Annotated in this window: 8 protein-coding genes; 2 read left to right on the top strand and 6 right to left on the bottom strand. The window is 65.0% G+C overall.

Translation table 11 applies throughout. The annotated features are described in order from the left end of the window. Positions 1-60: 60 nt before the first annotated feature. From ACMLHZ_RS08590 to ACMLHZ_RS08570, 5 genes are all read right to left on the bottom strand, one after another. Complete coding sequence (locus ACMLHZ_RS08590) at positions 61-1,485, bottom strand: DUF6056 family protein (RefSeq protein WP_418667335.1); 1,425 nt, start codon at positions 1,483-1,485, stop codon at positions 61-63. Between the two features lie 192 nt (positions 1,486-1,677). Further along, positions 1,678-1,833: a DUF1540 domain-containing protein gene (locus ACMLHZ_RS08585; protein ID WP_177565640.1), complete on the bottom strand. Its 156-nt coding sequence runs from the start codon at positions 1,831-1,833 to the stop codon at positions 1,678-1,680. A gap of 97 nt (positions 1,834-1,930) precedes the next feature. Continuing rightward, positions 1,931-4,858, bottom strand: a complete 2,928-nt coding sequence (locus ACMLHZ_RS08580; protein ID WP_418667334.1) for an EAL domain-containing protein — start codon at positions 4,856-4,858, stop codon at positions 1,931-1,933. 151 nt (positions 4,859-5,009) lie between these two features. Beyond that, positions 5,010-7,160 (bottom strand): ferrous iron transport protein B, encoded by a 2,151-nt coding sequence (gene feoB, locus ACMLHZ_RS08575; protein WP_418667333.1) that lies wholly within the window; start codon positions 7,158-7,160, stop codon positions 5,010-5,012. Between the two features lie 18 nt (positions 7,161-7,178). After that, positions 7,179-7,415: a FeoA family protein gene (locus ACMLHZ_RS08570; RefSeq protein ID WP_418667332.1), complete on the bottom strand. Its 237-nt coding sequence runs from the start codon at positions 7,413-7,415 to the stop codon at positions 7,179-7,181. A gap of 103 nt (positions 7,416-7,518) precedes the next feature. Between ACMLHZ_RS08570 and ACMLHZ_RS08565 the strand changes: the two genes are divergently transcribed. Both ACMLHZ_RS08565 and ACMLHZ_RS08560 read left to right on the top strand, forming a co-directional pair. Beyond that, positions 7,519-7,944, top strand: a complete 426-nt coding sequence (locus tag ACMLHZ_RS08565) for a metal-dependent transcriptional regulator (protein WP_418667331.1) — start codon at positions 7,519-7,521, stop codon at positions 7,942-7,944. Between the two features lie 152 nt (positions 7,945-8,096). Then, positions 8,097-9,530: a M20/M25/M40 family metallo-hydrolase gene (locus ACMLHZ_RS08560; protein WP_418667330.1), complete on the top strand. Its 1,434-nt coding sequence runs from the start codon at positions 8,097-8,099 to the stop codon at positions 9,528-9,530. Between the two features lie 147 nt (positions 9,531-9,677). On the opposite strand, the gene ACMLHZ_RS08555 is transcribed toward ACMLHZ_RS08560, so the two are convergent. Further along, positions 9,678-11,921, bottom strand: a complete 2,244-nt coding sequence (locus ACMLHZ_RS08555) for an ATP-binding cassette domain-containing protein (protein WP_418667329.1) — start codon at positions 11,919-11,921, stop codon at positions 9,678-9,680. Positions 11,922-12,026: the final 105 nt, after the last annotated feature.

Raw genomic sequence — 12,026 nt, 5'->3', positions numbered from 1 at the left:
CAGGACGAAACGGCGGGGGCGGGACCCATTAATGGGTCCCGCCCCCGCCGTTTCGTCCTGTTATGAAAGGCCGGCGCCGGAGGGGAGCTCGCCCTCGGGCAGGCCCCTTTCATAGGTGGCGTTGGTCTGCCCGGGGAAGGGGAAGGTATGGGCCTCGGTGGCCCGCAGGCTGTTGAGGCCGTAGTAGCGGGCCGTGTCGGCGCAGACCCAATCCGCCGGATCCTCCCGCACATCGGGCAGGCTGCGCCCGGCGCACCAGCGGGTATAGGGCTCGATGGAATAGGTCTCGATGTCCAGTACCCCTGCGGCCTTTTGCTCCATCCAGAGCCCTTCGCGCACCCTGCGCATAACGTAGAAGCTGCTGATATCATAAGTCGCCTGTACCAGGTGCACCCCGGCCACCAGGAACACGGCCGCAGCAAGGGCGCACAGGCACCGGCGCGCGCCGGGCAAGGTCAGCTGCGCGATACAGGCGGCGCAGGCAAGGGTCAAAAAGGTGAACACGCCGTGGGTGGAGCGATCGTAATATACAGGCGAGGCGATCATGGCAAAGTTGGCCCCAAGGCCTGCCAGTAAGAGCGCAGCGGGCCAGAACAGGGCTCTTGCGCCGGGCTTTTGTAGCCACAAAAAGCAATACAGCACGGCGAACAGCACCAAAAGCACCCCGCCGTGCCCCCACAGCTGATCCAGCGCGGTGAGCAGCCGAACCGCCAGGATGGTCAAGGGTCCCCGGGGGTCGGCGGCGGTGTCCTGCCGCAGGTAGTTGCCCGGCGCCAGGATCAGCAGCGCAAACCCGGCCAGCGTGCCCGCCAGGCCTGTCCACATCCACAAAGGGGCCTTTTTTTCGGTATACAGCACAAAGCCCACCGCCAGCACCAAAGCCACCAAAAGCCCGGCGCTGGTGTTTTCGCTGCTCCAGCCCGCCGCAAGGCCCGCCGCAAGGGCGGCGAAGGGCAGCCAGCGGCGGTGCGCGAAGGGCGCGCGCAGGTACAGGCCATAAGGCAGCAGGGCGGCCAGGCAAAAAAAGCTGGCCCACAGGTAGTTGCAGGAACCGCACATCCACAGATTGGTCTGCCCGAATACGGGTGAAATTTCCCACAGGGATAAAAAGATGAGCAGCAGCACAAGGGGGTCACGGGCGCGGCGCCGGCCCATGGCAAGCCAATAGATCAAAAGGCCCAACCCGGTATAGACCGCGGCGTTGCACAGGTTGAACACGAGCTTTGGCGGAATGGTGAACCATTGAGCCAAGCATTTGATGATAAAACGCCCGCTCCAGGTAAAATAGTGGTGGTACTGGCTGGCCAGCACATCCCCCAGGTTTTGCAGCCGCTCGCCGGTGAGGTAGCTGAACGCAAAGGTATAATCGTCTGCCACGAGGGGGGTCAGGCAGTTGAGCAGCAGCATGACAAAGAACATTGCCAGCGCCAGGCCCCAGAACAGCCTGGACGCCAGGGGGCGCGCCGTGCGTGTGTGTGTGTTCATAAACGCCGCCTCCTTATAGGTTTCAATCTCGCGCACGCCCGCGACGGCTTGTGCATGATTCAGTATATCACACCTGGCGCCGGGATGCACCATTATCTTACAGCGGGGCGCCAAAAAGGCAAAAAGCGAGAGCTGCCAGCTCAAAACCCGTTTGTGGGGTTTGGGGTGGCAGCTCTCCTGGGCTTGCAGCGGTTATTTGCGCTCGTAGCTCTTGCAGAAGTGGGGCACGGACACCGCGGCCTGGCCGTTGGTCTTGTGGGTCACTTCGATCTCGGGCAGGCTGCACTTGTTGCACTCGGTGTTGTGCACACACTCGCAGACATCACACTTAACGCCGGTATTCTCCATTGAAAATCACCTCCTAGCCGTGATGCTGTTAGTATGGCCCGCTTTTGCCTTTTTATAAACAGGGAGCGGCTGGAAGTGAAAGGGAGGCGGCCAGCGGTCAGCGGCCGGGGGCCAAAAATTCTGCTTCGAATTTGTCCACCGGGCAGGGGCGGCCCAGCAAAAAGCCCTGGATGTAGTCCAGCCCCATGGGCTGGACCGCGTCCAACTCGGCCTGGCTCTCCACCCCTTCCAGGCAGGTTCTGATGCCCACGGAGCTGCACAGCTCCACCACAAGGCGCAAAAAGGTGTTGTCGAAGGCGCTGGACTGGATGCCCTTTACAAACGCCCGGTCAATCTTGGCAATGTCGACCGGGGCGGTTTTCAGCATGCCCAGCGAGGAATAACCGGTGCCGAAATCATCCATGGCAATGCGCAGGCCGCCGGCGCGCAGCCGCCGGAGCCTGCCCTCCGCCTGCGCCATGTTAGCGGCAAGATAGCTCTCGGTCAATTCCAGGACTACGCTTTGCGGGGGCACGGCAAAACGGCGCAGCGCGTCTTCCGCCAGGGCGCAGAAGCCCTCGTCCTCGAGCTGCACGCAGGAGAGGTTGACCCCCAACTGAAAAGCGGGCAGGCGTTTTTGCCACCGGGCACAGGCGGCCAGCGCCTGGCACAAAACCCAGTGCCCCACCGGCAGGATCAGGCCGCTCTGTTCCAGCAGGGGAATGAATTCGTCCGGGCCCACCCGCCCAAATTTGGCGCACTGCCAGCGCGCCAGCGCCTCGGCGCCCGCCAGACGGCCGGCGGTGGTAAAGACCGGCTGGTACCAGACCGCAAAACCCGCAAAGTCCTGCTCCACGCTCTCGCGCAGCAGCTCGGTGAGCTCAAACGCCCGGCGGCTGCCCGCCACAAGGGAGGGGGTGTAGAGCTCCATGCGGTTTTTGCCTCGCCGCTTTGCGCATTCCAGCGCGTACGAGGCGCAGCGCTCCAGTTCCACATAGGAGGCGCCGTCATCCGGCGCAAAGGCGCACCCGCAGGACAGGGTGCAGTAAAACTTTTTGCCGCCCGCCGACTGCTGGCTGCCCAGAGCGGTGCGGATCAGCCGGAACAACTGCTGGGCGGCCGCGCGGCTGGCACCGCGCAGCAGGATTGCGAACTCGTCGCCGTCCAGCCGGTAGAGCGAGGCGTTTGGCGGCAGCAGCGACTGCAGGTGATGCGCCGTGATGCGGATGACCTCGTCGCCGAAGATTCGGTCGTGCAGCGAGTTGATCCGCTTGAGGTCGTCGATGTCGAACATCATAAAAGTGAGCTTGTGGGGCTGCGCGGGGTCCAGCACCCCGGCGACGTCGCTCTCCAGCTCAAATTTGTTGAAAAGACCGGTGAGCGGGTCGATGCGGTTCTTCTTGCCCAGGTTTGTGATAAAGCCCGCAAACAGCACGGGCTGGCCGGAGGCGTCCCGCTCCAGGTGGCCGCGGCAGCGCAGCCACACCCATTCGCCGCGCACGTTTTGGGCGCGGTATTCCACGCAGTGCCGGTTGGTACGGCCGTCTGTGATCTCCTGGTTTGATTCCAGGAAAGCGCGCTTGTCGTGGGGGTGCACCTTGGCGCCCCAAACAGCGGCGGCGTTGGGCACCACCTCGCCGGGAAGGCCGAACTCCCGCACCATGGCGGGCGGGTAACGGAACACGCCGGTCTTCATATCGCACACGTAGATGTAGCTTTCGGTGCTGGCGATCAGCGCGTCGTACAGGCGGGCGGTGTCGTAGGTGAAGCCGGCGTCGCCGGCAGGCGCTGCCTGCTCCAGCAGCGCCTGGGCACGATGGATGTGCAGCGCGCGCTTTTGCCCGTACATGCACTCGTCGGCCCGGGCTAAAACGTCGCGCAGAGGAAGCGGTTCGCGCACCTCCACAACGCCGTAGCAGAATACGCCGCCCTTTGGCACAAAGGCGGGGCGCTGCGCCTCAAAAGCGTCCAGCGCCGCTTGCATGCGCGCGGAGGCCCCGGCCTTGCGCACGCCGGGCAGCACCGCCGCAAATTCATCGCCCCCGAGGCGCATCAGGGCCTCGCGGCCGCCCAGCACCCCGCGCACCGCCGCGCTCACCTGCACCAGCACTGCGTCGCCTGCGGCGTGGCCGTGCTGGTCGTTGACCGCTTTCAGGTCGTTCACATCCAGCATGCACACGCAAAGAGGCCTGCCCGTGCCGGCAAATTCCTCCAGCAGCTGGGTGAGCAGCTCCTTGCCGGCCCGGCGGCTGAGCGCCCCGGTCAATTCATCGACGGTGGCGGCCCGGTGCAGGCGGCGCGCCTCGGTCACGTCGGTGGAATGCTGAAAATGCACCAGACGGCCGTCGGTCCAGCGCATCAGGCTGTCGAAGTTTTCGTAAATACGCCCGGTGATGGGGTTGCGCTCTTCCCACACATAGGAGTGGGCGTCCTTTTCCTGCAGGAGCATCTGCACAGGGCAGAACGGGCAGCGGGCGGTCTGGCCCTGCTGCAGCACCTTCCAGCAAATCTGGCCCTCGGGCGAGCTAAGGCCGAAGGCGCGCTTCATGGAACCGTTCATGAACAGGATCTCGTCGGTTTCGGGGTCGGTGACATAGATGCAGGCGCGGGTGCTGTCCATCATGTGGTTCCACACCCAGTTCTGCAGGCTGGCGTTCTGCCGGTCCCGGGCAGCCCGCAGGGCGTGGGCGTACACCAGGGCAATGCTTTCCAGCACAGCGCGCTCCTGCCCGGCCCAGGCGCCGGAGGCCCGCTCGAAGCAGACGGCGCCCAGCGGCGCCTCGCCGGGCAGGATAAGGCGGCACGCAAAAAAACGGCCGCCCGGCAGGGGGGCGTCTGCGCCGCCGGCCAAGGCGCGCAGGGGCCCACGCAGCGTATGGGGCACATCCGCACCCTCGGGCGCTGCCAAAAAATATTCCTCGGCCGGCCGCAGGGTGCAGAGCAGATGGATGCGGCATATCCCGCGCACCACGCCCCTGGCAAAAAGCCCCAGGTCGTAAATTTCCTGCGTAAGGCGGGCAAGCAGCCCGCTGGATTCCTGCTGCATGGAATGCGCCTCCCCCTTGATTCCACTTGGATCTGGTTTCCATTATAGCACTCTTTGCTGCTCTGCGCAGCAGATTTTGGAACCCGCCCGTGTTTGTGCGGGCGCGGCGGAAAAGGGGAGGCGCCGGAAAAACGGGGCTTTGGCGGGGCGGTCAGCCAATCAGCCGCACGGCGGCGGTAAAGGCTATGCAGGCCAGGGTCCCTGCCGCCGTGGGCAGCGCGGCGGCCAGCGCGGTCCATTTCCAGCTGCCCGTTTCTTTTTTGATGGTGAGCAGGGTGGTGGAGCAGGGCCAGTGCATCAGCGAGAACAGCATGGTGCTCACGGCGGTGGCCCAGGTCCAGCCGTTGGCCGCGAACAGCGCTTTCATCTGCGCAAGGTCGCCCAGGTCCACAAGGCTGCCCTGCGCCATGTAGGCCATGATCACAATGGGGATCACGATCTCGTTTGCGGGGAAGCCCAGGAGGAACGCGAGCAGGATCACCCCGTCGAGCCCCAGCAGGCGGGCAAGGGGGTCCAGAAAGGCCGCGCAGTGGTTCAGAACGCTGGCGCCTCCCACCGTGACGTTTGCCATCAGCCAGATCACCAGGCCCGCCGGCGCGGCCACCGCCGCCGCCCGGCCCAGCACGAACAGGGTGCGGTCAAACACCGAGCGCACAAGCACCCTGCCGATCTGCGGCCTGCGGTAGGGGGGCAGCTCCAGCGTGAAGGAGGAGGGCACCCCCCGCAGCAGGGTTTTGGAGAGCAGGCGGGTCATGACAAAGGTCATGGCAACCCCCAACACAATGACCCCCGTCAGCAGCAAAGCGGACAGCAGGGAGGAAAAGGCGCCCCCCGCCGCGCCCACAAAGAACATGGTGAGAAGGGCGATCAGGGTGGGAAAGCGGCCGTTGCAGGGCACAAAGTTGTTGGTCAGGATCGCCAGCAGCCGCTCGCGGGGCGAGTCGATGATGCGGCTGCCGATCACGCCGGCCGCGTTGCAGCCGAAGCCCATGCACATGCACAGCGCCTGCTTGCCGCAGGCACAGCACCGCTTGAAAGGCCGGTCCAGGTTGTAGGCGACGCGGGGCAGATAGCCTGCGTCCTCCAGCAGGGTGAAAAGCGGGAAGAAAATGGCCATGGGCGGCAGCATGACCGACACCACCCAGGCCAGCACCCGGTAGACCCCCAGCACCAGCGCGCCGTGCAGCCACGCCGGAGCGTGAAGGTATAAAAACAGCTCGGTGAGCCGGTCCTGCACCCAGAAAAGCCCCTGGGCCAAAAGCTGTGAGGGGTAGTTGGCCCCCGTGATGGTAAGCCAGAAGATCCCCGCCAACAGCAGCAGCATGACCGGGTAGCCGGTCAGCCGGCTGGTCAGGAGGCGATCCAGCCGGCGGTCCAGGGCGGTGTAGGGATGCCCCTTGGTGAGCACGGCCCCCTGGCACACCCCGTCGGCCGCCTTTACCAGCGCGGCTACCACCAGATCCTTAAAACGGTCGCCGTCAATGCCCTGGGCGGCAAGCTCCGCCCGCGCCTTTACCAGCGCGGCGCTCACCTCCGGGTCCTGTAAAGGGTCCCGGCCCAGCCGGGCGCGCAGTTCGCCGCCCAGGGTGGGATCCCCCTCCAGCAGCTTCAGGCTCAGCCACCGGCTGGAAAGCCGGCCGCCGCACCTTTTTTCCACCGCCGGCTGCAGCCGGGCAACGGCGTTTTCCACCGCCTGGGGGTAGCGCACCGCCAGCGGGGCGCAGCCCCGGCCGCCGGGATCGCCGCATACCCGGTCCAGCGTGCCCAGCAGGCCGGCGAGGGTCTTTTTCCGGCGCGCCGCGGCGCCCACCACCGGCACCCCCAGCCGCGCGGAGAGCAGATCCAAATCCAGCCGGATGCCCTTGCGGGCGGCCTCGTCCATCAGGTTGACGCACACCACCACATTGGGGGTGATCTCCAGGGTCTGCAGCACCAGGTTCAGGTTGCGGGCAAGGCAGGTGGCGTCGCACACCACGACCACCGCGTCGGCCCCGCCAAAGCAGATGAAATTGCGGGCCACCTCCTCTTCGGCCGAGTGGGCCATCAGCGAGTAGGTGCCGGGGATATCCACCAGAATATAGGCGTTTTGCCGGGTGGCGCAGCGGCCCTGCGCGCTGGCCACGGTCTTGCCCGGCCAATTGCCGGTGTGCTGGTTCAGGCCGGTCAAGGCGTTGAACACCGTGCTCTTTCCCACGTTGGGGTTGCCCGCCAGCGCCACCACCTTGTCGCCGGGGGCCTGCTTCTGTGCGGTGAGCCCCGCGCCGATTGTTTTAAGGCCCACCGAGCTGTTTGTTAAACCCATCGCCCTATTCCCCCTTTGTCAGGATCTGTGAACAAGGATATCGGCGCAGTCCTCCGAGCGGATCGCGATGACCGCCCCGCGGATCAGAAAAGCCGACGGATCGCCCCCCGGGCTGCGGCCCAGGCATTCCACCTGGGCGTTTTCCACGAGGCCGATGTCCAGCAGCCTGCGCCGCATGCTTCCGGTGGAGCACAGCGCGCTTACCACCGCGTGCTGGCCGGGCGCGATATCGTTCAGGCAAAGATGTTGATTCATAGCACTGACACCTTTCGAATAAATTTAGGTTGAGGAAACTTTCTTCCCTCATGGTATTCCGCATACCGCGGCGGGGTGACAGCCGCGTGGGAAAGGGCAGGCAATGGAGCGCGAGAGCGGGTTTTATACAATGAAAGGCTATTCCCTCCACACGGAGGGCGGGCTGACCAGCGCCATGGAGGATTATCTTGAAATGGCCGCCCGCCTGGCGCGACAGGGCGGGCGGGTGCGGGTGAGCGATCTGGCGCGCATGCTGCACGTGAAGGCCTCCTCGGCCACAAAAATGGTGCAGCAGCTGGCGCAGGCCGGGCTGGTGCGGGGGGAACGGTACGGCGAGGTGCTGCTCACTGAACAGGGGGCCGCAGCGGGGGAATACTTATTGTACCGCCACGAGGTGCTGCACCGCTTTTTGTGCCTGCTGAACCACACCGACAACGAGCTGGAGCAGGTGGAAAAGCTGGAACACTTTTTGGAAAAGCGCACCGTGGAAAACCTGGAATCGCTGGTGCGGCGGCTGGAAAAAGGATAAAAAGCAAGGGCGGCCCAGGCCGCCCTTGCTTTTTGCGGTCGACATTCCGCCCCGCCTGTGCTACACTGAAACCGGCAGAGGAATGGGGCACTGACGCGCCCTTATGCCCCTGCATCCAAAACCCGCCGCGCGGGGAAAAGGGGATTGACGCTATGATCTTTTTTGTGCTGCTTGCCCTGGTGGGCCTTTTTGTGCTGGTGCTGGCGTTCAACGCCGTAAGGGCGGGCCGCCGGCGCCCGAAGCCGGGCCCCGGCCTGCCCGCCGCCCCGCAAAAGGCGCAGGCGCAGTATGCCCGGGGCTTGGGGCAAATGCTGGCCTGCGCCACCGTGGCCCGCAAAGAGGGGCACGACGACGCCGAGTTTGCGCGGCTGCGCAGGGTGATGCGCGGGCTGTTCCCGCTGGTGCACGAGCGGGCGGAATTTCAGGTGTTCGGCGCGGACTGCTGGGTTTACCGCATCCCGGGCGCAGACCCCGCCCGGGCGGTGATGCTGATGAGCCACCACGACGTGGCCGAGGTGCCGGACGGGGAGGCGTGGACCCACCCGCCCTTTTCCGGTGCGGTGGCGCAGGGGGCGGTATGGGGGCGCGGCGCGGTGGACACCAAGGGCCCGCTGTACGCCGAGTTCCAGGCGGTGGAGGAGCTGCTGGCCCGCGGCTGGGCGCCCCCCTGCGATTTGTATCTGGCGTCCTCCCACAACGAGGAGATCGCGGGGGACGGCATCCCCCTGGCGGTGGAATATTTCAAACAAAAGGGCGTGAGCTTTGAGCTGATCCTGGACGAGGGCGGCGCGGTCATAGCGGCGCCCATGCCGGGCGTCCAGTGCCAATGTGCCATGATCGCCGTGCATGAAAAGGGGCGCTGCAGCCTGGAATGCCGGGCCGAGGAAGCCCCGGGGCACGGCGGCCTGGCGGGCAAAACCGACACACCGGTTATGCGCATGGCAAGATTTATGGCCGGAATTTCGGCCCGGCCGCCCTTCCGGCGCAGGCTCTACCCGGAAGTGCGGGCCATGTTCACCGGGCTTTGCCCCTATATGACCTTCCCCATGCGCCTGGTGTTTGCAAACCTGTGGTGCTTTGCGCCGCTGCTGCTGCGGCTTATGCCCAGGCTGAACCCCCAGGCGGGCGCCATGGTGGGCACACTGTGCGCTTTCAACCGGGTCGAGGGTTCCACAAAGGCCCATGCCTGCAGCGCCACGGCCTTTTTGCGCTGTGTGCGGGAAGAGGACCTGCAGGCCGATCTGCAGGCGTTCACCGCCGCCGCCGCGAAGTATGGGATAACGGTGGAGCGGGGGGAGGAATACGAGTACCACGCCCCCGCGGATCTGGGCAGCCCCGCGCTGGCCTACGTGCAGGCCTGCGCGGCCGCGGTGTTCCCCCAGTGCGCCTGCGCGCCCTTTTTGCTGCCCGCGGGCACCGACGCCCGGCATTTTTCGGGGCTGTGCCGCTCGGTGCTGCGGTTCGCGCCCATCCGGCTGAGCCCGGCCCAGTTCGCCAGCGTGCACGGCAGGGATGAAAACCTGGACGTGGCGGCCCTGGCCGACGCGGTGGCATTTTACCGTTATCTGCTGGAAAATCTGCGGTAAAGCGTGGGCCTTGCCGCCGAATGAAAAAGGGGGGCCTTTGCTGCAAAGCGGGGCCCGCCCCCTTTTTGCACCCGGACCAGGGCAGGAAAAAACGCCGGGGGCCCGCTCTTTCCCCGAGAGAAAGAGCGGGCCCCCGGCGAAGGTTTTTTATGGGGAACACGAGGCCCGAAGGCTGGCGGCGGTGAGGGTGTTTGCGCTGCGCGCCATTTCCGCGGGCGTGCCGGTAAAGACCACCTCGCCTCCGTTCTTCCCGCCGTCCGGGCCGATGTCGATGATCCAGTCGGCCTGCTTCATCACGTCCAGGTTGTGCTCGATGACCACCAGCGTGTTGCCGCGGGACACGATGAGGTCAAACAGCTTGAGGAGCTTTTGAATGTCGGACAGGTGCAGCCCGGTGGTAGGCTCATCCATCACGATGATCCCGCCCTTTTTCCCCAGGTTCTTCGCCAGCTTGATCCGCTGACGCTCGCCGCCGGAGAGAGTGCTGAGTGGCTGGCCCAGGGCCAGGTAGGAGAGGCCTACCTGCTCCATCACGTTCAGGTGCTTTCTGATCTTGGCGTCCTCAAACACTTCCAGCGCCTGGGAGGCCGTAAGACCCAGCAGCTCCACGATGTTTTTCCTTTTATAGGTGCAGGCAAGGGCCTCCTCATTGTACCGAACCCCGCCGCAGGCTTCGCACTGTGTCACGATGGGGTCCATGAAGGCAAGCTCGGTGACGATGACGCCTTTGCCGCCGCACACCGGGCAGGCCCCGGCGGAATTAAAGCTGAACAGGCTGTCCGGCTTGCCGCTCTTCAGCGAAAGCAGCTTGCGGATTTCGTCAAAGAAGCCCAGGTAAGAGGCAGGGGTGGAGCGGTTGGTGGCGGTGATGGGGCCCTGGTCGATCATCACGACGTCGCTCTCGTACTGCCGCGCAAATACCTGGGAGATCAGGGTGCTCTTGCCCGACCCGGCCACGCCGGTCACCACGGTCATGATGCCCAGGGGGATGTCCACGTCCACATGCTTCAAGTTGTGGAGGCAGGCGTCCCGTACCGGCAGGCTGCCCGCCGCTTGGCGGGGCGTCTCCTTGATGGGCAGGACCTGCCGCATGGCCCGCCCGGTCAGGGTGCCGGCCTGCAGCAGCTCCGGGTAGCTGCCCGCGAACACGATCTCGCCGCCGTTCTGCCCGGCCCCCGGCCCCACGTCGATCACATGGTCGGCGATGGAGATCACGTCCTTGTCGTGCTCCACCACCAGGACGGTGTTGCCCTTGTCCCGGAGCTGCCGCAGCAGGTTGTTCATGCGGTACACGTCGCGGGGGTGCATCCCGGCGCTGGGCTCGTCGAAGATATAGGTCATGCCGGTCAGGCTGCTGCCCATGTAGCGCACCAGCTTGAGCCGCTGGGCCTCGCCGCCCGAGAGGGAGGGAGTGTCGCGGTTGAGGTGGAGGTACGGCAGGCCGATCTCAATCATCCGGTCCAGCCCCTCGATGATCGTTTGCACCAGCACGCCCACGGTCGGGTCGGTGATCTGCGACAGAACCTCCCGCAGCCCGGTCAGCTCCATGGCGCACATATCCGCGATGGAATAGCCGTTTATCTTGCAGTTCAGGGCGGCCTCGTTCAGCCGCTGCCCGTGGCAGTGGGTACACTCCATTTCGGCCACCAGGCTTTGGGACTTTTCCTGGGTGTGCCTGCTTTTATTGCTGATGTCCCGGTTCAGGAGCGTTTTTGTGTACTTGTGGTACAAACCGGTCACCTTTGGATGCTCCGGCTCACGCTCGCCGTCGCGGGAGCCGTAGAGCAGGAGGTTGTATTCCTCGGCGGAATATGCCCGGATGGGCTTGTCCAGATCGAACAGGCCGGACTGGGCATACTGCTTCCAATACCAGGAGCCGGGCCGGTAGAGGGAATCCTTTACGCAGCCCTCATTCCAGGACTTGTCCAGGTCCAGGATGGCCTCCACGTCAACCTTGGTGATCTTCCCCAGGCCGGAACAGGTCTTGCACATGCCGTTGGGGTCGTTGAAGGAGAAGTAGGAGGCGGTGCCCACATAGGGCCGGCCGATCCGCGAAAAGAGCAGCCGCAGGCTGGCATACAGGCCGCTGATGGTGCCCACGGTGGAGCGGGCATTGCCGCCCAGGGGGGACTGGTCCACCACCACCGAGGCGGTGAGGTTGTCGATCCGCTCCACCGCCGGTTTGGGATATTTGGGCAGCCGGGAGCGCACAAACGCCGGGTAGGTGGCGTTCATCTGCCGCTGTGCCTCGGCGGCGAGGGTGTCGAACACGATGCTGGATTTGCCCGAACCGGACACGCCGGTGAACACCGTGATCTTTTCCTTGGGCACCGTAAAGGTGACGTGCTTTAAATTATTCTGGGTGAGCCCCTGCACAAAAATATCCGCCATTCATTTTTACCTCGTTTTGTTGGTTTTTCCTCCTGCCGAAGCAGCGCGGCAGTCGCCCCCGAAAAGCGCCCGGAACGCTGCCCGCATGGGGAGCCCCGGCAGTTT

It is taken from the genome of Allofournierella sp. (assembly GCF_048388525.1).
In the GTDB taxonomy this organism is placed as follows: domain Bacteria; phylum Bacillota; class Clostridia; order Oscillospirales; family Ruminococcaceae; genus BQOK01.
Note: the sequence above shows the minus strand (reverse complement) of the source record. Positions and strands in the feature narration are given on the sequence as shown.